The following is a 23,954-nucleotide window of genomic DNA, read 5'->3' on the forward strand; positions in this document are numbered from 1 at the left end:
AAGAAGGAGAACCACATGAACAATCTCGGATATATCGGGGCCGGAGCCCGAGCCGGAGCCGTCTACGATGAAGGCCTGCGCCGGCACATGCTGCGCGTCTATAACTATATGGGCCTTGGCCTCGTCGTTACGGGCGTGATCGCGTTCGTGGTGGCTTCCACGCCCGCTCTTTACGTGCCGATCTTCTCCACACCGCTGAAATGGGTGGTGATGCTGGCCCCGCTGGCCTTTGTGCTCTTGTTCTCGTTTCGGATGCAGGCGATGTCGGCAGCCGGCGCCCAGGCGATGTTCTGGGCATTCTGCGCGGTCATGGGCCTGTCGCTGGCTTCCGTGTTCCTGGTCTTTACCGGCACCAGCATCGCACGCACCTTCTTCATCGCCGCCACCATGTTCGGCGCGACCAGCCTTTACGGGTACACGACCAAACGCGACCTGACGCAGTTTTCGTCGTTCCTGATCATGGGCCTGATCGGCGTGGTGATCGCCAGCATCGTCAATATCTTCCTGGGCTCGACCGCGCTCCAATTCGCGATCTCAGTGATCGGCATCGCCGTCTTCATAGGCCTCACCGCCTGGGATACCCAGACGATCAAAGAGCAGTATGCGGAAAACTTCGGCGCGGAATCACAGCAGAAACTCGCTGTCTTCGGTGCATTCTCGCTCTATCTGAACTTCATCAACATCTTCCAACTGCTGTTGAACTTCACCGGCGAGCGCGAATAGCCGGCGTTGAACCAAGACCGGAGTTGGACATCATGGACAGAAACGATCAGCAAGCGATCGGACAGCTCTTCGAGAAGTTGGCAAGCGCCGAGCGCCAGGCGCCCCCGCGCGATGCCGAAGCAGAGCGCTTCATCCAGGACCAGATCACCCAGCAGCCTGGGGCGCCATATTACATGGCCCAGACGATCGTGGTGCAGGAGCAGGCCCTGAACGCAGCTCAGGCGCGCATAGAAGAACTGGAGGAGCAGGCGCGGCAGCCGGCCGGCGGTGGACCGCTCAGCGGCTTCTTCGGCCGCAGCGGCGGCAGGCGCTCAGGCTCGGTTCCGCGGGTAGGGCGCACCGCCTCCGTTGCAACTGAAGGGCCGCAGGACACGCCACAGCGGGCAGGCGGCGGTTTTCTTGCCGGCGCCGCGCAGACCGCGATGGGCGTGGCGGGCGGCGTGCTGCTCGGCAACGCGATCGCCGGCGTGTTTGGCGGCAGCGAAGCGAAGGCAGCTGAACAGCCGACGCCGCAGCCGGACGAAGCCGATCAGGCAGGCGATGCCAGCTCCGACAATGGCGGTGACTTCGGTGATATGGAGTTCTGATGAGCGACCCAGACTGTGCCTGTACCGGCGCTGGGGACGATTGCGGGTAAGCATAGGCGAGATGGCGAGGGCAACATCCGGGAAGCGAGCCCTCGCCGGCGGCTAATAACCCAGGCGCTTCAGTTCAGCCTTGACCGCTGCGATCGTCTTGAAGCGGAAGTGCTTCGTTGTGCCGTCGCGCCAATGGCAGTCGCATGTGGCGTCGAACTTCCGGCTCGCTTTCAATTGAGTCAGCGCCTTCTGGCCTGGCTTGGGGCCATCGAAGATGCGAACTTCGTAGAGCGTCCCTTCGACATCGTAGTGCATCTGAGCCCAGGAAAGTATCACGATCAGTTCCTTTGCCGGGTCGTGGTCGGCGTTGGCGAGGCCGAGCGCGATGTCCGGTGTGTCGCCCTCTTGTTCACCGAGCGTGACCTGGATTGCGCGATATCTGTTGTCAGCTAGCCGTTGCAGCGCGACGAGCGGGCGTTCCGGATATTCCTCGGCGGTCTGGTAATCGACGAAGAGTGTCTGGAGGCCGTTCCAGCTCACGGCTGTGGTGTGCGGATCAGCATTGTCGGCGAACCCAACAACACGTTTGGCGAAAGCCAGGTCGTTCTCGCCTGGCGTACGACTGACATCCTGAGCTCGCGCATCGGTGAGCGCGCAGGCGAGGGTGAGGGCAAGACCTGCAAGCAGCGGAAGCGTCTTCATGATTCGCAATCCTAGCATGCCCGTTGCCCCACAGCGCTGTTGCGAACGTCTACGAGTGACCGGCCTGATCTCGCCGCCATCGGATGCTATAGGCGTAGTCGCATAAGATAGATTATGGAACTGGCGTAGCCGATTGGATGTGGCGTGAAGATAGCACTCCGCGAGATCCAAACCCGCGAACCCAGCCGTAAAAACCTCGCCCTTCACGCTGATTCGTAAGGGATTTCGATCGTCATGCCGTCATAAGCAGGCTCGACGTTGGCCGGCGTCTCGGCCATTACCGTGGCGTAGTCGAGCGGAACATGCATATGCGTCAGCACCGCGTTCTTCGGCGCCAGTCCTTCGATCCAGCCAAGCGCCTGGCCAAGCGACAGATGGCTCGGATGGACGGTGTATTGCAGCGCGTCGATGACCAGCATGTCCAGCCCGCGCAAACGCTTGGCGGTCGCCTCCGGAAAGTCGCTGACGTCAGGGCAATAGGCCAGCCCGCCGATGCGGAAACCCAGCGAGGTGATGTCGCCATGGAGCTGCAGCAGCGGTTCGAGGGTGAGGGCGCCGCCCTCGCCTGCGATCACCACCGGCCTGTGGTGGTCGATGATATGGGCGTTGACGATCGGCGGATACGAACTGCCTTGCGGTGTTTCGAAACAGTAGCGGAACGCCTCGCGTAGGCGCAGCATGGTAGCCTGATCCGCATGGATGTCGATCCGGTGGCGCTGCTCGAGCACGAAGCCGCGCAGATCGTCGATGCCGTGGATATGGTCGGCATGCGGATGTGTATAGACCACCGCATCGATGCGCTTGACGGATGCCAGCAGCATCTGCTCGCGGAAATCCGGGCCGGTGTCGATGACGACCGTGGTCCGGGCGCCATTCGCCGCGATCCGCTCGACAAGCGCTGCGGTGCGCGTGCGCCGGTTCCGGGGATTTGCGGGATCGCAATTGCCCCAGTCGCCGGTGATGCGTGGCGTGCCCGGCGATGAGCCGCAGCCGAGGACGGTAAGACGTAACCGGTCGCTCATGCGTCAGGCGCCCGTCGCGCTCGGGCGCGGCATTTTCCTGAACAGCCGGATGAAGTTATCCGTGGTGATGTCAGCGATCTCGGCATCGCTGACGCCGATCGTCTCGGCCAGCACCTTGGCTGTATGCGCGACATAGGCGGGCTCATTGCGCTTGCCGCGAAACGGGATCGGCGCCAGGTATGGCGCGTCGGTTTCGACCAGCAGACGGTCGCGCGGCACATCGGCGGCGACGGCGCGCAGCTCGGCGGAGTTCTTGAAGGTCAGGATTCCGGAAAACGAGACGTACCCGCCGAGCGCCACGCCGATCTCGGCCAGCCGGCGTCCCGACGAAAAACAGTGCAGGATGAAGGGGAAGGCGCCCTTCCCTGTTTCTTCTTCGAGGATATTAGCCATGTCGTCGTCGGCGTCGCGCGAATGGATGACCAGCGGCAGACCGGTCACGCGCGCCGCGGCGATGTGGGTGCGAAAGCCCTGCGCCTGTGCGTCGCGCGGCGCATGATCGTAGAAATAGTCGAGTCCGGCCTCGCCGATCGCCACCACTTTGCGATGAGCAGAGAGCCGCACCAGATCATCGACAGTGACATCAAGCTCTTCGGCCGCATTATGCGGATGGGTGCCGACCGAGCAATAGACCTCATCGAAAGTCTCTGCAATCTCAAGCACTTGGTTAAATCGCTTCACCCTCGTCGAGATCGTCACCATTCGGCCGATGCCGGCCGCTAGGGCGCGGGCGACAATGGCCGCCCGCTCTTCGGCGAAATCCGGAAAGTCGAGATGGCAGTGACTGTCGACCAGCATCAGGCGCTTGTATCCGTTTGCTCGACATAGCGTGGAAATACCGGTTCCGGCGCCGGCAGCGGCGTACCGGATACCAGCGAATGGCCTTCCGCGACATGCTCGAAATTACGGCTGCCGGCCGGCACCGCCAAAAGGTCTAGTAGCTTTGCCGCCGACTGCGGAATGAAGGGCTGGCACAGCAACCCGACACGCCGGATCACCTCAGCGGTCGTCCACAGTACCGTTTCCATGCGCGCCGGATCGGTCTTCTTCAGTGCCCATGGCTCCTGCCCGGCGAAATAGCGGTTGGCTTCGGCCACCACGCCAAAGATCGCCGCCAGAGCAAAGTGGATGCCCTGGTCGGCCATCGTCCTGCGCGCCGTGACAAGGGCGGTATCTGCCTGATCGAGGATCGCTTTGTCGGCATTGCTCAATTCGCCGCGCTTAGGCACCACGCCGCGGCAGTTCTTGGCGATCATGGACAGCGAGCGCTGCGCCAGATTGCCGAGATCGTTGGCGAGGTCGGCATTGGTGCGGTTGACGATTGCATCATGGCTGTAGCTGCCGTCCTGGCCGAACGGCACTTCGCGCATGAAGAAATAGCGCACTTGGTCGAGGCCGTAGTGCTCGATCATCGCGAACGGGTCGACGACATTGCCGACCGACTTCGACATCTTCTCGCCACGGTTGAACAGAAAACCATGCGCAAACACGCGCTTCGGCAATTCGATGCCGGCCGACATCAGGAATGCCGGCCAGTAGACCGCGTGGAAGCGGATGATATCCTTGCCGATGACGTGGACGTTCGCCGGCCAGAAAGACCATCTCTCATTGGTCGGATCCGGATAACCGGCGGCGGTGATGTAATTGGTTAGGGCATCGACCCAGACATACATCACATGCTTCTCATCGCCGGGCACCGGCACGCCCCATTTGAATGTGGTGCGCGAGATCGACAGATCCTTCAGGCCGGATTTGACAAAGCTGATGATTTCATTGCGCCGCTCCGCCGGTCCGACGAACTCGGGGCTGTTCTCATAGAGCGCGAGCAGTCTGTCCTGATAGGCGGAAAGGCGGAAGAAATAGCTCTCTTCCTCGGTCCATTCGACAGGCGAGCCGAGCGGTTCGCGGCGCACGCCGTCGTCACCGACCTTGGTTTCGGCCTCGTCGAAATAGGCTTCCTGCCGCACCGAATACCAGCCACTGTAGCGGTCGAGGTAGATGTCGCCATTCTCAGCCATGCGCGTCCAGATCGCCTGGCAGGCCTTGTAATGACGCTCTTCGGTGGTGCGGATGAAAACGTCGTTCGAGCAACCGGTCGCTTCGAGCATCGAGCGGAAGATCGCCGAGTTGCGATCGGCAAGCGCTTTCGGCGTCAGGCCTTCGGCGTCCGCCGTCTGCTGCATCTTCAAACCGTGCTCGTCGGTTCCCGAGACGAAGAAGACGTCCTTGCCATCGAGCCGCTGGAAGCGGGCCAGCGTGTCGCTGGCGATGACATTGTAGGCATGGCCGATATGCGGCTTGCCGTTCGGATAGAAAATCGGCGTCGTGACGTAGTATTTTTCGCGTGCCATGGATGAGCCGTCATGAATGTCTGAATGAAAGATGTCGCGGTGAGATATCGCATCGAAACGGCAATTGCCATCCGACGCCAATGTGGTGGCTTCGAAGTTCCTGCGATTGATTGGGAATCAATACTCAGGGGCTTCAAAAGCCACGCCAGCGGCCGTCACATTCGCATTGCAGAATTCAGGCGGTCGATCATGGTCAGGGCGTGCTGCTTTTTGTCGAGGTTGTAGGTCTCGGTTTCAGATATAGCGTTCAAAGCCGCGTGCCAAGTATCCGACAGCGTTTTGGCTCGCGCGAGATCGCCGACGAGCGCGGCCTGGCTGGCGCCGGCCGACAGCAGATCAAGCGCACGGCGATTGAATATCTCGAACGGGATCGCCTGGTCGCGGCCGGCGACCGCCTCGGCAAGACGGTAGGCCGCCGCGACATCTAACTTCTTGGACATCACCAGAGCGTCGAGGGTGGCGGCGATTTCGAGCCCGCCATACTGCGTCAACAGGATCGCATTGCGCGCGCTGCCCCCTGACCGCTCCGCCAGCGCCGCGCGCGCCGCAGGATCCTCCGGTGGCGGCGGCTCGATGCCCTCCAGAACCGTCATCAAGCTCTCGGCATCGAGCGGCGCCAACCGCACCATCTGGCAGCGCGACCTGATCGTCGGCAGCAGACTGCCCGGCGCATGGACGATGAGGATGAATAAGGTGCGCGCGGGTGGCTCTTCAAGATTCTTCAGCAAGGCATTGGCAGCATTGGTGTTCATGTCGTCGGCGGGATCGACGATAACCACCCGGTAGCTGCCGTCGTGCGAGGTCAGCGACAGAAAACGGCTGACCTTGCGGATTTCGTCGACCGTGACCACTGTCTTGAAGCTCTTGGTCTTGTCGTTCGCCGGGCGTGTAAGATGCAGCACCGAAGGATGCGCGCCGGTGGCGATCTGTCGAAACAGCGACGAAGCCGGATCTGGAACGGCAAGGCTTTCCGGCGCCTGCTCGAAGGCCGGGTGCTTCAACAGATGATGCGCCAGGTGAAAGGCCAGCGTCGCCTTGCCGATGCCAACCGGTCCGGCAAAGATCAGTGCGTGCGGCAGCTTTCCCGAGCGGTAAGCGGTGGCGAGCATGTTGGCCGCCTGCAGGTGACCGACAAGACGCGGCGTCTCGGATGGCTCGGGCACCCCGTCCAGCGTGTCGTGCTGTTCGGGCGCGATGCGTTCGAAAATCATGCTGGCGCCGCCTGCTTTCTTTGCGCCGGCATCATCCTCTCGAGAGCCGCGAAGACCGCGGCGGTAACGACATCCTCCACCGCATCTAGGTCGGCTGAGGCATCGACGACAACGCAGCGTTCGGGTTCAGCTGAGGCGATCGCGAGAAACGCCTCGCGCCGGCGTTGGTGGATGGCCAATGTTTCTTTCTCGAAGCGGTCCGGTCCGTCACTGCTGGCCCGCCGGGCGGTAGCGCGCCTCAGGCCCTCGGCGGGGTCGATGTCGAAGATCAGTGTCATGTCCGGCACCATGCCGTTGATGGCGACCTTCTCCAATGCGTCCATGAATGCCGGGTCGAGGCCGCCGGTGACGCCCTGGTAGACGCGCGAGGAATCCATGAAACGATCGCAAAGTACGACCGAACCGCGCTCGACTGCCGGCCGGATGACCTGTTCGACATGGTCGGAACGCGCAGCGGCGAAAAGCAGAGCTTCCATCTTGGGGCCGAACGGCTCGGCTGCGCCTGAAAGCAGGACATGCCTGACCGCCTCCGCGCCCGGCGAGCCACCCGGCTCACGTGTCACCAGCACATCGTATTTCTTGGCGCGCATCTTCTTTGCCAGCCGCTCGATCTGCGTCGACTTGCCTGCTCCTTCGCCGCCTTCAAAAGTGATGAAAAATCCGCGCGCCAAAGCCTTTGTCCATACTTCGGGGACCGTATAGTCCCGGCGGAAAAAAAGGTCCACCGCGACGGTGCTAACGCAGCCAGCCGACGGCCAGTTCCTTGGCGGCGTCGAGCGCGCGCTGCGGAAGCGAACCGACACCGATCGACTCGGCGGCAAACAGCGGCGTCTCCTGGCTCAGCGTATCGCCGATCCAGACGCGCAGCGTACCCACCGGCTGCCCCTCCTCCACCGGCGCTGCCACCGGTCCGTCATAGACGATCCTGGCGGTGAGCTTGTCGCGGTTGGTGATCGGCAGGAAGATCTGCACCGGTCCTTTTGCCTTTAACGCGACACCGGACTTGGCACCGCCAAAGACCTGGGCTTCGCCAACCACTTCGTCCTTGGCGAATACTTCAGTCTTCTCGAAGGAGCGAACGCCCCAGTCGAGCAGCTTTCGCGCTTCCTCAGCCCGCTCACGGTCGTTTGCCAGACCGCTCATCGCCGCGATCACCCTTGTGCCGTTGTGGCTGACCGAGCCGACAATGCCGAACCCGGATTGCTCGCTGGCACCGACCGCGAGCCCGTCGGCGCCTATGTCCATGGCCAGTAGCGGATTGCGGTTCCTCTGGGAAATCTTGTTCCAGGTAAAATCCTTCTGGCCGTAATAGCGGTAGAGATCCGGGTAGTTGCGCCAGATATGCAGCGCCAGAAGCGCGAGTTCGCGAACGCTCGTTTGCTGCCCATCGGCCGGCAGACCGGTGGAATTGACGAAAGTCGATTTCTGCAAGCCGATCTGGCGGGCACGCCCGGTCATCTGCGCCGCGAAGTTTGCTTCGGACCCGGCCATCCCTTCAGCGATGACGATACAGCCGTCATTGGCCGCCTGCACGGTCACGCCCTGGATCAGGTCTTCCAGCCGGATCGTCGACTTGAGCTTGGCGAACATGGTCGATGTCCCCGAAGGAGCGCCGCCTTTGCGCCAGGCGTTCTCGCTCACCACGAAGGTGTCATCGAGCGTCATGCGCCCTGATTTGATGGCGTCGAAAGCCACTTCCATCGTCATCAGCTTGGCCAGCGAGGCCGGCGGGATCAACCTGTCGGCGTCCTTGGAAAACAGCACGGTTCCGGTTTCGGCATCGATCATGAAGGCCTGGGCGGCCTTGGTCTCGAAAAGCTGAGCTGAGGCCTGCGCAAGCGAGAGCAGCAGCAGGCCGAGCGCCACAAGCCCGGTGAAAGGGTGAAAAGATTTCATCAGGTTCGACCAATGAGCCGGCGCTTTTGCAAGTTGGCAGAAGCTATCAGGCTTTTGCCTGGCGGATCAATCGCGCGCGAAAAAACCAGGCAGCCCCAAGCTCAGTTGCGTACAGCAAGCGCATCCGGCGCACCATGCGACCACGCTGCCTGCAGCATCTCGTCCAGGCTGCCACGACCGTCGGCAAAGAGGTTGACCGAGTACCAGTCCTTGCCTTCAAGTTCCGAGCGCTGGATTTCGGTCTTGCCGAAGCTGGAAAGCTGGGCCGCCACACGCTCCGCTTCGGCGGCATTCTCGAATGAACCCGCCGCGACATAGGCGGTGGGCGACCCGGCTGGAGGGGCTTGCCGCTTCCACGGTTGAAGAAGCTCGGCGGACGACATGCCGGTGCGATCCAGCCCGGCAAACGCGTTAGAGGCGCGCTGCACGCGCTCGTCGGCGTAAGACAGCGACGCCATGGTGAACGGCGATTGCGCCGGCAGGTTGATCTCCGGACGCTCCGGCACGATCGGGCCGAAATCGGGCAGTACAATGTCTCCCGAAGCAGATGCTTGCACCGCCATGACAGGCCGTGCATCGGATCCCTGCCCGGAATTCGTCAGCTGACCGGGGAACGGCACGGCAGCAGCGCTCACCGGCAGGCTTGGCGACGGCCCATTCATCGCGACCATGACGCCGCTGGGCAGACCGTCCGACGGATCCGGCGCCCTGTTGCCTGGACGATACGAAGCCACCAGATACTGCCCGTCATTGCCTTCGAGCGGCGCACGGCCGACATATTCAACCTTCACCTCGGCCGTACCGACACTGGCATAATCGAGCATTTCAGCAGCGCGCTTCGACACATCGATGATGCGTCCATCATGATAGGGCCCGCGGTCGTTGACGCGCACGATCACCGAGCTGCCGGTCTTCATGTTGGTGACCCGCGCATAGCTCGGCAGCGGCATGGTCGGATGCGCCGCCGTCAGATCTGCCATGTCGTAGACTTCGCCGTTGGCCGTCAACCGGCCGTGGAAGGCCTCACCGTACCAGGATGCGAGGCCAACCTTGGCGTAACGTTTGTCTTCCTTCGGATAATACCACTTGCCGCGCACCTGATAGGGCTTGCCGAGCTGGTCGCGTCCGCGAGACGTCTTGAACATGACGCGCGGGCTGGCTTTCACGCCGTATTCGGCTTCGGAAAAATATTCCTTGGAGCGAGGTTTCTTGTTGACCATCGCCCTTTGCTGCGGCCCGGCACATGCTGCAAGAAAGGCTGCCGACAAGGCAAACAGCGCGAAAGCGGAAGCGCGACGAAGACGCGGGCGCGCCGTGGTCTGCATATTTTGATTGTCCCCTATAGCATCGACGAAGGCACCGCAGCATGAACGTCAGCGATGCCAAAGCACCCACTCCAGAAACGCCGGCGACGCCCTACCCCAATCCTTTTTGTGCGCAGGAATTGTTTATCACCGTATTAACCGATTGTGGTCGGAACCGGGCGAGATTGTGGCACGGACCGCCTCGCCGATCGGCATGAAAATCATCGCTGATCGATCAGCAATGCGGTTCGTGGCGCGTTGCCCTTGGCTTGGCCTGGCTGCGAGCGCAGATTCAGGGACCGAAGATCACAAGCTCGGTGAACGTCAGATCTCCAGGTGCGGGTGGTCTGGGACCCTTGAAGTATTTCAGCCCCTTGTTGGGCCGGTACCATCCCACCAAACCTGGAATCGGCTCCTTGGCGTCGACAAAGCAAACCAGGATTCCGCTTCGCAAGAGAAAGCGCCCCATCGGGCCGGCGCAGCGGCTCAAATCCGCAAGCGAGCGGCAATAGATGACCTGATGGCACTGGATAACACCGTGCAACATTCGGCGCGGCATCAACACCAGGGGGAACGCTGCTCCGTCGCAAATGCAGATCAACGACAGGCAGCCCAGCGCGGCGTGTTCCGACAGTATGTATCTCTCACTCTCGGGCAGCATCGCCAATTCCGGGAGATCGGGACGCACTTCGACCACGCGACATGACCGCTGCGCCGAACTCAAAGCCGGCAAGAAGGTAAATTGTCCGCTGGAGAAGAGCCGAAAGCCTAGCGCCCGGTTGGCTTTCAATGTCGCTTGTGCCGGCGAAATGTTCGTGTAGGTCACGTCCTTCCGCTTGAGAACCGCCGCAACCAACATGGCGCCATAGGGACGGAAATCTGCATCGACTGACCAGCTTGAAAGATTGCAGCGAATTTCCTCGCTCTCCGACCCCTGATAGCGAGCATAAAGGGTGAGCACAACGCCGACGATCCGACCGGCATGCTCCAAAGCAAAGCCATATTGTGGGAACTCGGCAACCACAGGCCGCTGCGACAAGCGGGTCAGAGCGTGTATCCAGTAACTCCGGTTACGCGCCGGAAAGCCCCTGCACAGGCAATCAACCACTCCCTCCCAGTCGGTTTCGCGGATTGGTCTACAGCGAAGACCGGGCGGGAGAGCGCCAAGTACGGCCAAAATCAACTCCGGAATACGATTTAGTTACATGTGCCTAATGCGCTCCACATATCAGCGCTCAACGATTAATAGTCCGTGCGGGTTTTAAAAACGATTTTCCACACTCAGCACAAACACAGCTCGCTATGACGCTGCTCACCGCCCCGGATCGCGCCGAAAGGTGCGGCTGCCACGGTTGACTTGGCGTCGAATGCGGCTTTACAGGAATGGAGCGCGAACCGGTCGGGGAACGTCCTGGTGCCAATCCGGTACCGACAGCTCGAACCCGCTCCTCTCGCGATATCCTAAGGTGATTGAAATATCACCTTGGAGGGATGGCCGAGCGGTTTAAGGCACCGGTCTTGAAAACCGGCGTGGGTGCAAGCCCACCGTGGGTTCGAATCCCACTCCCTCCGCCAATTCCAAGTTAAGTAATTGATTTTGTTTACTTATTTTTGGCGACCCGTGCGCCACCCACAAATCTAAAACAACAAATTTTCGGCCCGGCCAACGGTCACGAATCGCTGTCGGGGGCGCTACGCGTGGCGACTCCCCATCCCGAATGCCCGCTCAAAGACTCCTTCCTCCGGCCCGTCCGTCAGCGGACTCGGCAACGTGGCGGCCCCCAGGGGCAAAGTATGGTTATTACACCGGGTGGAAAAGCCATATCGGTCAGGTGGATCCGGCGCCCGATTCTGGCGACTCCTTCCCGCGGCAGTTCCGTTTGGGAGTCACCCGCTCGGAGGGGGAAATGCTGCGCTACGCCCCCCCGCTCAATTAAGAAAATCGACTATCACAGGCTCAGTAATACTTGTTGCAGCATTTGGTATGGCTGCACATAAACCGTTGTTTTTGTTGTTGTTTTTGTTTTTGATGCCGCCGATTGCCAAACGATATTCTGTGGTATTATTGAATTGTTCTTCGGCAATACTGTCGACAAAAGGAGTAGTGAAACATGAGCACCGCCGACACTTTCATAAGACGCCCGGAGGTCGAAAGACTAACGGGGCTGAAGACCAGTTCGCTGTACGAACAGATGAAATCGGGAAGCTTTCCCCGACCGACGAAGATCGGGCCGAAGGCTGTCGCGTGGCGATTGGCCGACGTGACCGAATGGCAAGAGCGCTGCCTCGCGAAGCGCGATGCTTCGGCAGCGGCGTAAGGAGGAATGAACATGGCAGACCAAAACTCCCACACCATACTTACTAAAGGCGACAACTATTACGCGGAGAGCGCACCCAAGCGCGCCAGGGAGATGCCCCTGACGAACGAACCGTGGCGCTCCGAACTTCACGAAGCCCACGAGCGGGATCAGCGCCTGCAGACTGATACCGAGAGAGTGGCGGGGGAACTTCTGGCACTCGCGCCGGATGCGCCCGCCGATTTTTCCTCCATCGTTCGCTCGTATCCGGTGGTGGCGGCGTATCTCCTCTCCGTCTTCGTGAAGGCGAACGGCGATGGCGAATGCTAAGTGGCGCAAGCGAAGCACGCAGGCGGAGGCTCGGCGAATTCTCGCCGGGCTTCGTTTCGCCGACTGTGACTTGGCGAGCCAAGTGATGGCCGCGTCGGACAACGTGCTGGCAGTTATGCAGGCGCTGATGTGGCTGTCCGGCGCATGGCTCGAAGTGGAAGGGGCGTTTCGCCGGCTCTTTATCGAGCACTCTGCGGCGTGGCTAGCCGAGATCGAGCCCTTGAAGCGCGCTCCGACGTGGGCCGTGATCGAAGCGTATCAGGCGATCACCGCGACGATGCGGATCATGGGGATCGAGCCCAGCGCCGAACTGCTGGACCACGAAGCGCACGTGAGTGCGTTGGTGGAGGCGGAACTAAGGCGACGCGCCTTCTTTGACGAGAGCGCCCCGCTTGAACCGCTTTGAGATGCCGAAGGTGCCGGGAAGCGAGGCCGCGACATCTCCCTGCGCTCGCGGCCCTCGCTTTTTCCGTGTGTCGTGCTGGCGAGATGAAAGGAGCCGAAACGATGGCAACGATAATCAATCTGAATGATGTGCGGGCAAAGCGGCGGAAGCCGCCCGATCCGCTGCAAGAGTTTGGCTCCGGGTGGCAGCGTCTGATGGATGCGGTGGATCGAATCGACGAGGCTCCGCCGTCGGCGCCGCTGGTCGCTGCGCGCGCGGCCATTCTTGAAGCGTGCGAGAGATTACTGGCTCGCGAGACGAGGTTCTATGGCGGATGACTGACGTGGTGAAAGACGGCAGCGGGTCTCCGCTGGTTAAAATGTTCGCGGAGCAGCTGGTGAGAAAGCAGCAGTCCTCGAACGGTGGCGCGGTGGTCAAGGCCGAGGCCTCAACGGAAATGACTCGGGTTCGAAATCCGAGCGGCATAGCTGCTTCGCTAGACAACGCGGAGCGAGCGATCCGAGAGCTCGGTATCGTGTTCCGCTTCGATGAGTTCCGGCAGCGCGTCGTGTGCGACGGACTTGAAACGCACCTCGGCGTGACAATGGAAGACATCGTGCTGCATGTGAGGCGCGCCGTCATTCAGAAGTTCGGCTTCGACCCGGAGCAAAACCACACTCGCGATGCAATCCGCATCTTGGCGCGAGAGAACTCATTCAACCCGGTGCTCGATTACATCGATGCGCAGAAGTGGGACGGAGTACCGAGGATCGACACTTGGTTGAGCGTCTATCTCGGCGCGGAGGATAACCGGCTGACCCGAGCCTTTGGACGGGCGTTCCTCATTGCCGGCGTTCGGAGGGCGCGTCGTCCCGGCTGCAAGTTCGACTACGTGTTGGTGCTGGAAGGTCAGCAGGGGCGCGGCAAATCGAGCGCCCTGAAGATAATGGCCGGTGGCGAGGACTTCTTTTCGGACGAGATTGTGATCGGCCAAGGATCGAAGGAACAGCAAGAACTGCTTCAGGGAAAGTGGATCGTCGAACTGCCCGAACTGGTCGGCTTGCGCAGTGCCGATATCAGGGGAATAAAGCAGTTCGTCTCAAAGACGGTTGACCGAGCGCGGGGCGCGTTTCAGAAGTCGGTCGAGGAGCTACCTCGTCGCTGCATTTTCGCAGGCACTACGAACGATGCGCAGTACCTGAAAGACCCGACAGGCAACCGCCGCTTCTGGCCGGTCGCGACTGGCAAGATTGATCTAGTCGCATTGGCGGACGCACGCCATCAGCTTTGGGCGGAAGCCGCCGCGGCCGACCCGGATGCTCCCGACCCGATCACCATTCCCGAAAGCCTTTGGGCCGCTGCAGCCGAGCGCCAGGCCGAGCGCTTTGCGAGTGACCCTTGGGAAGACATCTTGGAAAGAAAGCTGCCAGAGACGGCACAGCGCGTTGGCAGCGAACTGCGCATCCCGACCCATGCCATCTTCGAGAACTGCCTTGGCATGGAATTTGGGTCAGCGTCTCGCCGGGACATGTTGCGCCTTGGCGACTGCATGAGGCGCCTCGGATGGGACGGGCCGAGGGCGTTCCGGGTCGGGGGCGCGTTGGAAAAGGGCTATGTAAAGGAGGGGTAATATGGCTCTTGTGTTCCGTTACCGTTGTTACCGTGTAGCCGTTGTCCCGCTATGACTTCTCCCGGCGTGCAGTATCGCGGTCACCCAATCGGTTTTTCATCGGTAACTACGGTAACTACGGTAACACACCCCCAAAACATTGAAATGTCATGGCAATCTAGTAGCCGTCATCTCAACTCGGACGGCTACACCACGGTAACTAGCGCCCATTGGAGCGAAAAATGAACGACCCCGAAATCAGCCCTGCGCTGCGAAAGCTGCTGGACATCATGACATCACCGGAGGTGCCGGTTGCGCGCTCCATCGACGCCGCTAAGGCCATCATTGAGTACGAGGCCCCGCCCGAGGTGTTCGACCTCACTTACCAGTTCCTGATGGGGGTGGCGGAGGACCCAAAGCAGGGCGTGGGCTTGCAGTTGAAAGCGCTGGAATTGCTTCGCAAGGTCGAGGCGCGGCGCGTGTCGCCCGGAACGACCAGGGGTGCGGACCCGATGGAAGGGATTGGCCTGCGACTGGAGGCGGCGAGGCTGCGGGTAGAGGCGAAGCGAAAGGCGACGAATTAGGCGCGCTTATTCGGACGGCAACATCGAGCGTCGAATTCCCTGCGGCTGGTTTAGAATTGCCGCTTCAAGAGCCGCACTTGATCTCCTTGGATTTGGTCGTCAGACGGGTTCCAGCCGAAACGATCAAAGAACTCTTTGCACATTGCCAACGCGAGCCGTTGTGGGTTTTGAAGCCCATCCACCATCAAACGAGCTTCGATCATGACTTTTTCGGCGGCGGTAGTTTTCGGCTCAAAAAACGGCATTCGATTCTGTCCCACCCAAAGCCGCCTGCCGCTTGTCTGGCGGGCTTCAATTGAAATCCCAAGCCCATCCTTTAATGCCAGTGCGGCAGCCAACCGGCTGGCAAACTCAGTTATTTCAGTGAAGAGATAGATAACGCCTTCGATTGAGAGGAATGGCCGGGCCGGCATACCGGGGAAATCGTCTCGATCTTCCCACATCGAGCGGTAGTGGAGGAATTGCCCACTCTGGTACATCCGCCAGAATTCTCGCTGCATCATAAAGCTTACCCAGGCTTCAAAAAAGCCATCGCCATTAGAAGTGCCACCATATTGATCGTTTCCCCGCACCACGTGGGGATAGTCCCATCCTCTGAGTTCGACGCTACTGGCGGACACCACATCTCGACACTTTTGAAAGGAGAGCTTTTCAGCAAGCACAGAAAGCGGCCGAAGATTGATACGCCAATATCCCGCCCCTTCGATGTCTTTCAGCAGCGCCTCGTCCATTTTAAAAATCCCCGAGTTCCTTGTCGTAATCATAGGCAGGAGCAGCCGCGGCGCCAGCGAGACCGATTTGCTGCAACCCAGCCCATCTCTTTGCGATCGATTGCTCAATCACGCGACGCATATCAGTAGAATTTGAAATTCGAGCGCTCTGCGGCTTTTGGGCTGGGCTGCGAAAGTAGATCGTTCCCTTGGTAATATCCGGGCCATCCTTCTTGCAGATCACTGGCAGTGTTTCGAACGGTGACACCTGAATGACAACATATCGCCGCCCGGCGGCATCAACGGGCATGCGCACCGAGAAGATGACCTCCGGATCGGCGTACTCGGCAATCTGGTCGCGCATCTGGTCAGGAGAGTAGGAGTTACGTTGCTCCTCGCTGATACCTTGGCGCGCAAGGGTTTCATCCTCGATGCCTATTACGATGCGGCCGCCATCCTGAACGTTTGCCATTGCCAAGATGTCTTTGGCCAGCGAATGCTTGTCCCAAGCCATCCCCTGCTTGAATTCGAGCCGATCCGTTTCCTCAGCGCCAGCTAGAAGCGCTTCAAGTTCGTCAGTGGTCATGATTGCACCCCTCCTGCTCTTTATTGAGTAGGGCAATGCAGCGACGTCAAGAACAAAGTTGCCGAGAAGTCGCCTCCGCGATTCATCCCGCCATACCACCCGCCTCTCCCACCGGATCTCGACCAGTCGCCGAAAGTGGATGGTCTCTAGTTCCTGCCCGACAGGATGGAATAACTCCGCTCTCATCGATTCCTTTCGGCCGCACTTTTCGCAGCGGACCTTTGTCCGCACCTGATCAATGGTGACGTTGCCGATCACCTCCCGGAGTTCGAGCGGCTTATAGAAACGTTTGATGTTGCAAAGGCCACAGGTGATGCGGGCCACCTGCCCAGCGTTGTGGGCATGCATCAGTGTCCAGGGCGCGCCTCGCGGCCATTTGTCGGGTTGCTCAGGCATGCCATGAAATGAGGAGCATTTGCCCGCCCCGTCAAGGCGACACTTGACTCTTTTGTTCGCATTTTGTTCACTCTAACAAATGAGCGTCGAAATCAGTTTCTCGACCGCAGCCCAGGAGATCGCGTCGATGTCTCGCCACCAATTTGTTCAGGAACTCGAAAGCGCCGCCGACCACATCGCGGATGCGTCCCGAACCGATTTGCAGGTGCTATTGCGACGGGCCGCGCTTCTGCTTAGGAACGTTGGTGGGATCGCTCTTGCGCCGGGCATAGACGAAGTCCTGAATGGGCTGGCGGCTGAGATCGGTAAGCCTAAGCTCGATCTAGTCGAGACAATTCTGGACGAGTGGCTAATGGCCAACGCCTACTTGCCGGTGCCGCAAGCGCTGGACGAGGAAAGTTCAACGGCGGGCAAAGCCTGACGCGCGGGTGCCGAAATCATGTAAGCGTCTATTGTTTTTGAGACGGTATAATTTTCACTTCTTTAACACCTGGATGAGATGAAGCGATTTGCAGTATAGAATTACGCGTAGCATCCGCAAGAATTGTATCAATCTTTATTAGTACAGTTGCTCCAAAATTATAGAATGCTGCGTTGCCGGCGAGAGATTTAACGATGTTCTGTATTGACGAAATTATTTTTTGTGCCTCATTTTCGCTATAAGTCGGAAAAATCTCTATAGTAAAAGCAGTTCCTGTCGGCGGGCGTCGTGCCAGAAAATTGTTCAATTCGATATCGCCGCGTGTTTGGCCATATCGCGCGATAGAGAGCATATCGTTGTTCTCAATTGCTGATAGCCGCCTAGATATCTCGCCAAGCTGCTGTTGTATAATGGCGGTTTCGGGCGCAGCGCTTTCAACGAGTTTAACGACGCCACGAGCGCGAATAACTGGATTGTCCGGCTTGTAATCGGGTTGGAGTACTGCGTCCAAGGCTCGCCGCAAATCCGCTCTGGCCGTCCTGAGCTCAGTCGTGTCTGCATAGTCGTATGGGATTGCTCTGAATAACTTCACATCGAAGGGAATGATTCCCCCCTTCCTTACGATGTGCACTATCGGCAGCTCTTTCATATGCCGTATGCCAATTTCATAAAAAACGTTTGGGTTCAGCTCTGTCATGTCGGCGATCACCAAATCGTCGTCCAATAGGTGGCTGATAATTTGCGCGTCGATCATGCCGGGTTGATCGATCTTGTCTGCGCGTATCACTTCAAATTGGTCGGTAAAATAAGCTTCAAGGACGTGTTCAATTATCTCATGAAGTAGCCAGTCGGCATGTCGCCTCGTGGGACTACCTTCTTCGCCAATCGGGCAAACAACGAAGCAGCATTTCTTCTTTTTTGGCAGGTGCGCTTTAGAATCTGACATTTGCTGCTCCCTTTGGTCGCGAACCGATATGACGCTTCACAGCGGGACAGCACTGCTGTCGAGTGCTCAAAACATCAATGACTTTTTTCGGGCTTCTGCCGCTTCAGTGATGCCCACCCAGCGCTTGCTGTCGCTTATCAGCCGATGAATGAACCGATGACAGCAGGCGCACACCAAAGCCATGTCCGAAAGGCGGGTTGTTCGCTCCCCCTCTGCCACTGCTAGTGGAGTAATGTGGTGCGCTTCGAAAAAACTATCGGTGGATTTGGCCGCACTGGTGCTCACCGCAAAATCGCAGATCTCGCATCTAAGCCCGCCGGTACGCCTCTTTTCGATCAATCGCGTTCGCAGTCTCCGGTCTCTCTGGCGATGTCGCCTAGCCAAAACCTTGCCTTCCGGCACTTCAAGATCATCATCGTCCTCCATCGCGTCGGAAGGATTGCTGGCAAGCGCTTGCCGGATTGCAGAGGCGATCTCCGCCAGTTCGAACTTTCGGCTGCTTGTAAACTCGACGACGACCGCTCTATCCATTTCGGATGAACTGAGGCGTCGTTCGGGGTGCAAGGCCGAAAACAGATTCTGCGTTTTTAACGCTACTCCATCGGAGTTCCGGAAGCTGTCTTTTCGTTCTGTCGCTGGATAGATATTGGCTGCGCGCAGCAGCCGCGACAACTCCGCGGCGTCCGTGTGGTTTTTATCCACTGGTTTCCCGTGACGGTAGAGCAGATCTAGCGCCAGTAGGGTCTCGTCACGCGTCCACTTTGGATTACCCGAGCCGCTTGTTACAGGCATTGCGATTTCCCCTTTAATATGCGGAACCCCTGCTTAATCGAACTAACGTCTTTTCCTCTTGCGTTCGCGCGGCAAATTTCGCCTCGGTCCGGGCGAAAATTTGGAGTCGATTCCTTTGCGCACCGGCGCCGCGTCGGGGAAAAGCACAATCATTCGATCCACGCAGTCCGACAGCACCTCTGCACAGTGCTCCAGGAAGAGGCCGATATAAAATCGGTCAGCGTCGTTGTTAATTCCGGTTCCTCTACCGTTGTGCTCCATCCGATAGAAAGAGAACGTCAGAATGTGGGCATACTGGGAAAGGATGTCCCAGAACATATAAAACTCGCGGGCTTTCCATTCTACGAGTTCAAGCTGCTCAGGACGACTCAAAATCGTGAGTTCTCCCCCCTTCAAAAGTTTCTCTTGCAAGGTATCTTTTAGCTGAGAGAACCAACCATTTTGTTTTAGGCGTTTCCGGATTTCCTCCGCCGATTTCTCAAAGTCCTCAAGCATCGTCTTATCAACAACACCGCCCAGCACACGGATACGTTTTGTGCAATCGTAAAGGTGCATGACGTTGACACGAGCGTTCAACTCTTCGGCATTGGCAGGAGGGTGAGTCATGTATGCGAAAAAGAGGTAGCCTTCCACAATTGACCGGGCATGGCCGGCTATGGCCGAGAAGTCCCAATTCTCTGAGTCTGATTTGACCCACCTGGAGTGCGGAGCCGCTCGAACGAAAGAAACCGCGTGGCCGCAAATTCTCGCAAATATGTGGGTGCCGTATCCAACATGCGGCTCCGCCATCCGACCCGATGTCGCCTGACCGACCGCCAATGCTTCACAGACAGTAGCATCAAACGCCCTAAGGAGCTCCCGGTAACGCTCCATTGTCACCGGCCGCGCTGCTAAGCCGTCTTGCGCCTCTTCGAATGCTGCCTCTTCCATACGATACTCGTTACCTTCATGAGACGACATTAAGCTGTATCGCGAAGAATGCGAAATACGCTCGCCCGTCCAATCCCCAGCTTTGCGGCGATGGCATCGCCCGTCAGCCCATCCGCTTTCAGCTTAAGCACATCCTTCGCCTTCGCGCGCGCAGTCGGCGCCCTCCCCTTGTACTTCCCCTCGGCCTTCGCTTTGGCTATCCCTTCGCGTTGGCGCTCAAGCATCAATTCCCGTTCGAACTCCGCAATGGAGCCTAGCAGGTTCAACATGAGCTTGCCGGTGGGCGTGGCGGTGTCGAGGTTCATGGAAAGAATGCGAAGTGCAACGCCCTTGGCCCGCAAAGCCTTAGTAATCGCCACAAGGTCCGCAACAGACCGCGCGAGCCGGTCAAGCTTGGTGACGATAAGCGTGTCGCCCTCGCGGACGTAGTCCAGCGCGCGTTCAAGTTCCGGTCGATTGGTGGCGACCGAGGACAATTCCTCTCGAAAGAGCTTGGTGCAACCCGCCGCTTGGAGGTCGCGCAATTGCGCCTCAAGCCCTGCTTTCTGATCGGCGGTGGATGTGCGAGCGTAGCCAATGAGGGCGGTGGTGGACATGATAAAGGCCTCCGATGAGTCTCAATAAACTCAAAGAGACTGTGATACTGCCGTATCAAAAAGTCAACTCGGATTTGTGTGATACCGAAAACCGGGCTGCCGCAGAGAATCGCTAGGGCAAGCCCATGTGATACTGAGCCTCGGGCTGGCTTTTGCCGTGTGCCGCAACGGGCGATGGACGGGGTATCGGACGGTCGTGCGCGGCGTGGCCGTGGGCGGGCCGTGTACGCGCGTTCAACGCATTGGCGCACGAATGACCGGGGCAACGTCGGCGCGCGTTGTGGGCCGTGTGCGAGGCGCACATCGATATGGCTTTTGAGGACCCCACCCCCCTCATTTCCAATGGTCGCAGAGGGGCTTTCGCTGATGGCACCCCCGGCCATCCCCCGCACCAGGTCCCTCGCAAATTTTGCGCGAATTTTTGAAACCGGCGTGCTAGGGGGCAGATTGTTCGGAGTCGTGACACTCAAAGGATTAGGTGGCGAAAAATGGTGGCGGAGAGCAAAGCTCTAATTCTCTGGAACGTCGATGACGAGCCGATGGTCATTAATGACCTTGCGGTGGTGCACATTGACGAACAAAACGCGCGAACTAAAAACTTTCTCGCGAGCGCCGGGGCTTCCGATGACGATTGGCTGAAGTCCAAACTCCAGACCCCGATGGGCCTTTTTTTGTATCTTTCGGTGTATTACGGCTTCAAAGATCGAAAAGTCCTGAACAAAGCGATAAGCGAATTCGGCAAGATCGACGGTGACGATTGGTGCAAAGAACTGATGTCCACCATGTTTGATCCTCCCGAAGACTGAAACCAAATGCAGGGTCTCGCCGGGCTAGATAGCAGCAATACCCTCACCCTTTCCGTCTGCCTGGATTCAGGGGCGCAATCGGTTCGGCGTCCTTTGGAGGGATGGCGAACAACTCGGAGACGTCATGCCCGAGGACTATCGCCACCTTTTCGAGTGTGCTGATAGTCGCGTTCCGCTTGCCACGCTCCAGGTACCCGACATAGGCGCGCTCGATGTCAGCGGCATACGCAAGATGATCCTGCGACATGCCCCTCTCGACCCGTAAGCGCCGGACATTCCAGCCGACCCGTTCCCTGACATCCATTTAGTCAGAGCAACATCTGGCACTCTATGAAACCACGTCATATAAGACGATGATTTCCGGAGTATACGAGGGGCGTGGCATGGGTATGAACACATTTTCAACTAAAGCCCGTTTGCTTGCGGGAGCCTGCTTTCTTTTGGCACCGGAACACGCACTCTCCCACGGCTTGATCGAGACGCTAAATGCCTCAGTGGAACTTAAGAAGGCGCACGTCCTTCGGTATTACGAACGATGCATCTCGGAAAACAAATCCGATAGCGTTTGTCGCTCAGAGCTAGAAGCGCTCCACCCCCGCGAAGAGACTGCGCTGCAGGGTATTCTTCGAAGTGCGACTCGATACGACCAATTCGAGGTAAGCGAAGCAATGGCGTCGTGCTACGGTCAGACCAGGGATTACAAAGAGGTGATCGAGTGCTGGGAGCGGCTCGCGGTCAAGATGACAGCTGGCGAAGATATTAAGAACGATGCGAGCGTAAAACAAACATCGTTGCCGGCTGACCCCAAGGGAGAGCTGGCTGGGCTAACCTCGGCCGAGAAAAGGTCCGTGGTACTGTGCGTAAGGGGAGCCATAAGTACCAACTACCGCGATACCGTTGCCCACAACCTCCAAAAAGGTGGAAACGACACCGCCTGGGCATTGAAAGTTAGCGGTTTCGAGAGCGCCCAAATGAATGAACTCGCCAAGGCGGCAGATTGGCCCGATATGGTGACCTACTACCAAGCGGAAACCGATGCCGCCGAGAAGCTGATACAAGGCAAACTTAGCTGGGGTGGCTACGGCAACGCTGAGCGGCAGAATAATGGAGTCTTGAAAAAAATCTTCGATTCCGACCCAATCGGGCTGGATGAGCACAAGAGGAATTTTCAGAAATTTGAAGCGGTCTGCAAAGACATCTCTTCAAGCTTCATTGTCAGAGCCAAAGGTTCAGCCTCTTCCAAATGACCTCCGACTTCACTTGGCCGTCCCCGCAAAGCCAGCCCATGCGCTCATGAGTTTGCGCCGCTTGTCCAACAGATCGCCGCGCTGATACGCGGCCTCGGTCTTGTCGCTAAGGACGTGTGCCAAAGCCGCCTCCGCGATTTCGCGCGGGAAGTTCGAACGCTCCGCCGCCCAATCGCGGAAGGTGGAGCGGAAGCCGTGAACGGTTAAGCCCCCCATCCCCTCCATGCCACGCACTAGCTCCAGCATCGCCATGTTGCTGAGTGGCTTCCCCTTGCGGGCGCCTGGGAAAATGTAGGCGCTGTCCGCCTCACGCGGAATGCTTTTCAAGATCTCGATCGCGCGATCGGAGAGCGGGACTCGGTGTGGTCGGTCCGCCTTCATGCGCTCGGCGGGGATGGTCCAGAGCTTCTTCGCGAAGTCGAATTCCCCATCAGTCGCGCCGATCGCCTCGCCAGTGCGGACGGCGGTCAGGATCGTGAACTCAAGCGCGCGGGCCGAGATGCTGTCCATCGCGCGAAGCCGCGTCATGAATGCTGGAACGTCTGCGTAAGGCATCGCCGCGTGATGCTGGACCTTCGCGACCTTCGCCCGTGCGGGCAGCGCCTTGTCGAGGTGGCCGCGCCACCGGGCCGGGTTATCACCCTTTGGACGGAAGCCCCTCACGGTCGCCCAATCAAGCACCGACTCGACCCGGCCTCGGACACGCGAAGCGGTCTCGGTTTTCGTTTCCCAGATTGGGTCCAGTATCTGATGGACGTGGGCGGTCTCGACCTTCGCCACCGGCAGTTCCCCGATGAACGGCCAAGCGTAGGTGGCGAGAGTGTTGCGCCACTGGTCGGCATGTTTGGCGTTCTTCCAACCCGCCTTCTGCGCGGCAATATAGCGCTCGGACGCCTGCTTGAACGTGATCCGCTTAGCGTCGTCGGCGCGATAGGTAGATTTCTTCTCTTTCCGTTCCTCGATTGGATCGATGCCATCAGCGACCTTCTGGCGGGCTTCACGGGCCCTTTTTCGTGCCTCCTGAAGGGAGAAGGTGTTGACGTCGCCAAGCCCCATATACCGGGCCTTGCCCGCAAGCATGAAGCGGAAGAGCCAGGACTTGGAGACGTCCCCCGGCTTCGCAGCCTTCGAAGTGCTCTTGGCGACTTGCAGATAGAGCCCGTCGCCGTCACTGTAGATGCCCGGCTTGGATTTCTTCGCCACCTCGATGGCGCTGAGTTTGTTGATCGTCTTGGCCATAGGGGTCCCATCTCGCAACTCATATTTTCCGACGATGAAACGTACCTACAATTCAACCCACAAACAAGTGCTGGGTTTGGCCGGAATTGGGCAGAATTCGTCGGAGCGATTTAGACTGTTATCGCATTGCGATTATTGAGCTTTCGGAACTAGGCGGAACTGGGCGTGAGTTAGGCGGAAGGACACTCCCTCCGCCATATCCGTCCTTTGTCCAACCCGGAGACATGGGTAACAGATTGTACTTAAGACATGGGTGACAACCTCGTGCCGAACGGGTTGTCGATGGTCTGCAA

Annotated in this window: 28 protein-coding genes and 1 tRNA gene; 12 read left to right on the plus strand and 17 right to left on the minus strand. The window is 58.9% G+C overall.

Annotated features, from left to right (window positions below):
• The first annotated feature begins 15 nt into the window (after positions 1–15).
• Complete coding sequence (locus NKI39_RS19130) at positions 16–723, plus strand: Bax inhibitor-1/YccA family protein (RefSeq protein ID WP_352448927.1); 708 nt, start codon at positions 16–18, stop codon at positions 721–723.
• Positions 724–755: 32 nt separating this feature from the next.
• Complete coding sequence (locus NKI39_RS19135) at positions 756–1,310, plus strand: DUF2076 domain-containing protein (RefSeq protein ID WP_352542012.1); 555 nt, start codon at positions 756–758, stop codon at positions 1,308–1,310.
• Between the two features lie 102 nt (positions 1,311–1,412).
• Here NKI39_RS19135 and NKI39_RS19140 read toward each other — a convergent pair whose 3' ends face one another.
• From NKI39_RS19140 to NKI39_RS19180, 9 genes are all read right to left on the minus strand, one after another.
• Positions 1,413–2,003 (minus strand): hypothetical protein, encoded by a 591-nt coding sequence (locus tag NKI39_RS19140; protein ID WP_352471855.1) that lies wholly within the window; start codon positions 2,001–2,003, stop codon positions 1,413–1,415.
• 203 nt (positions 2,004–2,206) lie between these two features.
• Positions 2,207–3,025, minus strand: coding sequence for an MBL fold metallo-hydrolase (locus NKI39_RS19145; protein ID WP_352542013.1), 819 nt, complete (start codon positions 3,023–3,025; stop codon positions 2,207–2,209).
• 3 nt (positions 3,026–3,028) lie between these two features.
• Positions 3,029–3,823, minus strand: coding sequence for a TatD family hydrolase (locus tag NKI39_RS19150; RefSeq protein WP_352815551.1), 795 nt, complete (start codon positions 3,821–3,823; stop codon positions 3,029–3,031).
• The gene (gene metG / locus NKI39_RS19155) at positions 3,823–5,409 is read right to left on the minus strand and encodes a methionine--tRNA ligase (RefSeq protein ID WP_352815662.1); all 1,587 of its coding nucleotides are present in this window, start codon (positions 5,407–5,409) and stop codon (positions 3,823–3,825) included. The genes NKI39_RS19150 and metG overlap by 1 nt, the downstream gene beginning before the upstream one ends.
• 122 nt (positions 5,410–5,531) lie before the next feature.
• Positions 5,532–6,587, minus strand: coding sequence for a DNA polymerase III subunit delta' (locus NKI39_RS19160; protein WP_352542015.1), 1,056 nt, complete (start codon positions 6,585–6,587; stop codon positions 5,532–5,534).
• Entirely contained in the window at positions 6,584–7,258 is a 675-nt protein-coding gene (tmk, locus tag NKI39_RS19165; RefSeq protein WP_352833584.1) for a dTMP kinase, read from the minus strand. Before tmk ends, NKI39_RS19160 begins: the two co-directional genes overlap by 4 nt.
• Positions 7,259–7,322: 64 nt before the next feature.
• Positions 7,323–8,483 carry a D-alanyl-D-alanine carboxypeptidase family protein gene (locus NKI39_RS19170; protein ID WP_352471861.1) on the minus strand — a complete coding sequence of 387 codons (1,161 nt, stop codon included), beginning with the start codon at positions 8,481–8,483 and terminating at the stop codon, positions 7,323–7,325.
• Positions 8,484–8,584: 101 nt separating this feature from the next.
• Positions 8,585–9,808: a septal ring lytic transglycosylase RlpA family protein gene (locus NKI39_RS19175; RefSeq protein ID WP_352833586.1), complete on the minus strand. Its 1,224-nt coding sequence runs from the start codon at positions 9,806–9,808 to the stop codon at positions 8,585–8,587.
• Positions 9,809–10,079: 271 nt separating this feature from the next.
• Positions 10,080–10,811, minus strand: a complete 732-nt coding sequence (locus NKI39_RS19180) for a hypothetical protein (RefSeq protein ID WP_352833589.1) — start codon at positions 10,809–10,811, stop codon at positions 10,080–10,082.
• Positions 10,812–11,272: 461 nt separating this feature from the next.
• Between NKI39_RS19180 and NKI39_RS19185 the strand changes: the two genes are divergently transcribed.
• The 7 genes from NKI39_RS19185 to NKI39_RS19215 all read left to right on the plus strand — a co-directional run bounded on the left by NKI39_RS19185 (position 11,273) and on the right by NKI39_RS19215 (position 14,992).
• Positions 11,273–11,362, plus strand: a tRNA-Ser gene (locus tag NKI39_RS19185).
• A 536-nt stretch (positions 11,363–11,898) separates the two neighbouring features.
• Positions 11,899–12,105: a helix-turn-helix transcriptional regulator gene (locus tag NKI39_RS19190; protein ID WP_352833591.1), complete on the plus strand. Its 207-nt coding sequence runs from the start codon at positions 11,899–11,901 to the stop codon at positions 12,103–12,105.
• A gap of 12 nt (positions 12,106–12,117) precedes the next feature.
• Entirely contained in the window at positions 12,118–12,414 is a 297-nt protein-coding gene (locus tag NKI39_RS19195; protein WP_352833594.1) for a hypothetical protein, read from the plus strand.
• Complete coding sequence (locus tag NKI39_RS19200) at positions 12,401–12,820, plus strand: hypothetical protein (RefSeq protein ID WP_352833597.1); 420 nt, start codon at positions 12,401–12,403, stop codon at positions 12,818–12,820. Before NKI39_RS19195 ends, NKI39_RS19200 begins: the two co-directional genes overlap by 14 nt.
• Before the next feature lie 101 nt (positions 12,821–12,921).
• Positions 12,922–13,137, plus strand: coding sequence for a hypothetical protein (locus tag NKI39_RS19205; RefSeq protein WP_352833600.1), 216 nt, complete (start codon positions 12,922–12,924; stop codon positions 13,135–13,137).
• On the plus strand, positions 13,134–14,429 hold the full coding sequence (locus tag NKI39_RS19210; protein ID WP_352833603.1) for a virulence-associated E family protein: 1,296 nt from the start codon (positions 13,134–13,136) through the stop codon (positions 14,427–14,429). The genes NKI39_RS19205 and NKI39_RS19210 overlap by 4 nt, the downstream gene beginning before the upstream one ends.
• 221 nt (positions 14,430–14,650) lie before the next feature.
• Positions 14,651–14,992 carry a hypothetical protein gene (locus NKI39_RS19215; protein WP_352833606.1) on the plus strand — a complete coding sequence of 114 codons (342 nt, stop codon included), beginning with the start codon at positions 14,651–14,653 and terminating at the stop codon, positions 14,990–14,992.
• A gap of 50 nt (positions 14,993–15,042) precedes the next feature.
• Here NKI39_RS19215 and NKI39_RS19220 read toward each other — a convergent pair whose 3' ends face one another.
• Both NKI39_RS19220 and NKI39_RS19225 read right to left on the minus strand, forming a co-directional pair.
• Complete coding sequence (locus NKI39_RS19220) at positions 15,043–15,723, minus strand: hypothetical protein (RefSeq protein ID WP_352833609.1); 681 nt, start codon at positions 15,721–15,723, stop codon at positions 15,043–15,045.
• A gap of 1 nt (position 15,724) precedes the next feature.
• The gene (locus NKI39_RS19225) at positions 15,725–16,636 is read right to left on the minus strand and encodes an AlbA family DNA-binding domain-containing protein (protein WP_352833612.1); all 912 of its coding nucleotides are present in this window, start codon (positions 16,634–16,636) and stop codon (positions 15,725–15,727) included.
• Positions 16,637–16,763: 127 nt separating this feature from the next.
• Here NKI39_RS19225 and NKI39_RS19230 point away from each other — a divergent pair, with 127 nt between their 5' ends.
• Positions 16,764–17,105 (plus strand): hypothetical protein, encoded by a 342-nt coding sequence (locus tag NKI39_RS19230; protein ID WP_352833615.1) that lies wholly within the window; start codon positions 16,764–16,766, stop codon positions 17,103–17,105.
• A 28-nt stretch (positions 17,106–17,133) separates the two neighbouring features.
• Here the strand turns inward: NKI39_RS19230 and NKI39_RS19235 are convergent, their stop codons facing one another.
• The 4 genes from NKI39_RS19235 to NKI39_RS19250 form a co-directional block, all read right to left on the minus strand.
• Positions 17,134–18,051 (minus strand): hypothetical protein, encoded by a 918-nt coding sequence (locus NKI39_RS19235; protein WP_352833618.1) that lies wholly within the window; start codon positions 18,049–18,051, stop codon positions 17,134–17,136.
• A 66-nt stretch (positions 18,052–18,117) separates the two neighbouring features.
• Positions 18,118–18,843 carry an HNH endonuclease gene (locus NKI39_RS19240; protein ID WP_352833621.1) on the minus strand — a complete coding sequence of 242 codons (726 nt, stop codon included), beginning with the start codon at positions 18,841–18,843 and terminating at the stop codon, positions 18,118–18,120.
• 42 nt (positions 18,844–18,885) lie between these two features.
• The gene (locus NKI39_RS19245) at positions 18,886–19,773 is read right to left on the minus strand and encodes a hypothetical protein (protein ID WP_352833624.1); all 888 of its coding nucleotides are present in this window, start codon (positions 19,771–19,773) and stop codon (positions 18,886–18,888) included.
• Between the two features lie 29 nt (positions 19,774–19,802).
• On the minus strand, positions 19,803–20,369 hold the full coding sequence (locus NKI39_RS19250; RefSeq protein WP_352833627.1) for a recombinase family protein: 567 nt from the start codon (positions 20,367–20,369) through the stop codon (positions 19,803–19,805).
• A 488-nt stretch (positions 20,370–20,857) separates the two neighbouring features.
• Between NKI39_RS19250 and NKI39_RS19255 the strand changes: the two genes are divergently transcribed.
• Positions 20,858–21,175, plus strand: coding sequence for a hypothetical protein (locus NKI39_RS19255; RefSeq protein ID WP_352833630.1), 318 nt, complete (start codon positions 20,858–20,860; stop codon positions 21,173–21,175).
• Positions 21,176–21,218: 43 nt separating this feature from the next.
• Here NKI39_RS19255 and NKI39_RS19260 read toward each other — a convergent pair whose 3' ends face one another.
• Positions 21,219–21,479 (minus strand): helix-turn-helix domain-containing protein, encoded by a 261-nt coding sequence (locus NKI39_RS19260; RefSeq protein ID WP_352833633.1) that lies wholly within the window; start codon positions 21,477–21,479, stop codon positions 21,219–21,221.
• Between the two features lie 79 nt (positions 21,480–21,558).
• Here NKI39_RS19260 and NKI39_RS19265 point away from each other — a divergent pair, with 79 nt between their 5' ends.
• On the plus strand, positions 21,559–22,422 hold the full coding sequence (locus tag NKI39_RS19265) for a hypothetical protein (protein ID WP_352833636.1): 864 nt from the start codon (positions 21,559–21,561) through the stop codon (positions 22,420–22,422).
• Positions 22,423–22,431: 9 nt separating this feature from the next.
• Here NKI39_RS19265 and NKI39_RS19270 read toward each other — a convergent pair whose 3' ends face one another.
• Positions 22,432–23,661, minus strand: coding sequence for a tyrosine-type recombinase/integrase (locus NKI39_RS19270; protein ID WP_352833638.1), 1,230 nt, complete (start codon positions 23,659–23,661; stop codon positions 22,432–22,434).
• Positions 23,662–23,954: the final 293 nt, after the last annotated feature.

The organism is Mesorhizobium sp. M0664 (assembly GCF_040320565.1).
Taxonomy (GTDB): domain Bacteria; phylum Pseudomonadota; class Alphaproteobacteria; order Rhizobiales; family Rhizobiaceae; genus Mesorhizobium.

Bases quoted from the DNA above. Each gene is read 5' to 3' on its own strand.
- NKI39_RS19175 (WP_352833586.1), bottom strand. From the start codon at position 9,808: ATGCAGACCACGGCGCGCCCGCGTCTTCGTCGCGCTTCCGCTTTCGCG.
- NKI39_RS19235 (WP_352833618.1), bottom strand. From the start codon at position 18,051: ATGTCAGATTCTAAAGCGCACCTGCCAAAAAAGAAGAAATGCTGCTTC.
- NKI39_RS19225 (WP_352833612.1), bottom strand. From the start codon at position 16,636: ATGCATGCCCACAACGCTGGGCAGGTGGCCCGCATCACCTGTGGCCTT.
- NKI39_RS19240 (WP_352833621.1), bottom strand. From the start codon at position 18,843: ATGCCTGTAACAAGCGGCTCGGGTAATCCAAAGTGGACGCGTGACGAG.
- NKI39_RS19190 (WP_352833591.1), top strand. From the start codon at position 11,899: ATGAGCACCGCCGACACTTTCATAAGACGCCCGGAGGTCGAAAGACTA.
- NKI39_RS19210 (WP_352833603.1), top strand. From the start codon at position 13,134: ATGACTGACGTGGTGAAAGACGGCAGCGGGTCTCCGCTGGTTAAAATG.
- NKI39_RS19170 (WP_352471861.1), bottom strand. From the start codon at position 8,483: ATGAAATCTTTTCACCCTTTCACCGGGCTTGTGGCGCTCGGCCTGCTG.
- NKI39_RS19265 (WP_352833636.1), top strand. From the start codon at position 21,559: ATGGGTATGAACACATTTTCAACTAAAGCCCGTTTGCTTGCGGGAGCC.
- NKI39_RS19250 (WP_352833627.1), bottom strand. From the start codon at position 20,369: ATGTCCACCACCGCCCTCATTGGCTACGCTCGCACATCCACCGCCGAT.
- NKI39_RS19215 (WP_352833606.1), top strand. From the start codon at position 14,651: ATGAACGACCCCGAAATCAGCCCTGCGCTGCGAAAGCTGCTGGACATC.
- NKI39_RS19145 (WP_352542013.1), bottom strand. From the start codon at position 3,025: ATGAGCGACCGGTTACGTCTTACCGTCCTCGGCTGCGGCTCATCGCCG.
- NKI39_RS19195 (WP_352833594.1), top strand. From the start codon at position 12,118: ATGGCAGACCAAAACTCCCACACCATACTTACTAAAGGCGACAACTAT.
- NKI39_RS19270 (WP_352833638.1), bottom strand. From the start codon at position 23,661: ATGGCCAAGACGATCAACAAACTCAGCGCCATCGAGGTGGCGAAGAAA.
- NKI39_RS19140 (WP_352471855.1), bottom strand. From the start codon at position 2,003: ATGAAGACGCTTCCGCTGCTTGCAGGTCTTGCCCTCACCCTCGCCTGC.
- NKI39_RS19160 (WP_352542015.1), bottom strand. From the start codon at position 6,587: ATGATTTTCGAACGCATCGCGCCCGAACAGCACGACACGCTGGACGGG.
- NKI39_RS19230 (WP_352833615.1), top strand. From the start codon at position 16,764: ATGAGCGTCGAAATCAGTTTCTCGACCGCAGCCCAGGAGATCGCGTCG.
- NKI39_RS19205 (WP_352833600.1), top strand. From the start codon at position 12,922: ATGGCAACGATAATCAATCTGAATGATGTGCGGGCAAAGCGGCGGAAG.
- NKI39_RS19130 (WP_352448927.1), top strand. From the start codon at position 16: ATGAACAATCTCGGATATATCGGGGCCGGAGCCCGAGCCGGAGCCGTC.
- NKI39_RS19260 (WP_352833633.1), bottom strand. From the start codon at position 21,479: ATGGATGTCAGGGAACGGGTCGGCTGGAATGTCCGGCGCTTACGGGTC.
- NKI39_RS19135 (WP_352542012.1), top strand. From the start codon at position 756: ATGGACAGAAACGATCAGCAAGCGATCGGACAGCTCTTCGAGAAGTTG.
- NKI39_RS19150 (WP_352815551.1), bottom strand. From the start codon at position 3,823: ATGCTGGTCGACAGTCACTGCCATCTCGACTTTCCGGATTTCGCCGAA.
- NKI39_RS19220 (WP_352833609.1), bottom strand. From the start codon at position 15,723: ATGGACGAGGCGCTGCTGAAAGACATCGAAGGGGCGGGATATTGGCGT.
- NKI39_RS19255 (WP_352833630.1), top strand. From the start codon at position 20,858: ATGGTGGCGGAGAGCAAAGCTCTAATTCTCTGGAACGTCGATGACGAG.
- NKI39_RS19245 (WP_352833624.1), bottom strand. From the start codon at position 19,773: ATGGAAGAGGCAGCATTCGAAGAGGCGCAAGACGGCTTAGCAGCGCGG.
- NKI39_RS19200 (WP_352833597.1), top strand. From the start codon at position 12,401: ATGGCGAATGCTAAGTGGCGCAAGCGAAGCACGCAGGCGGAGGCTCGG.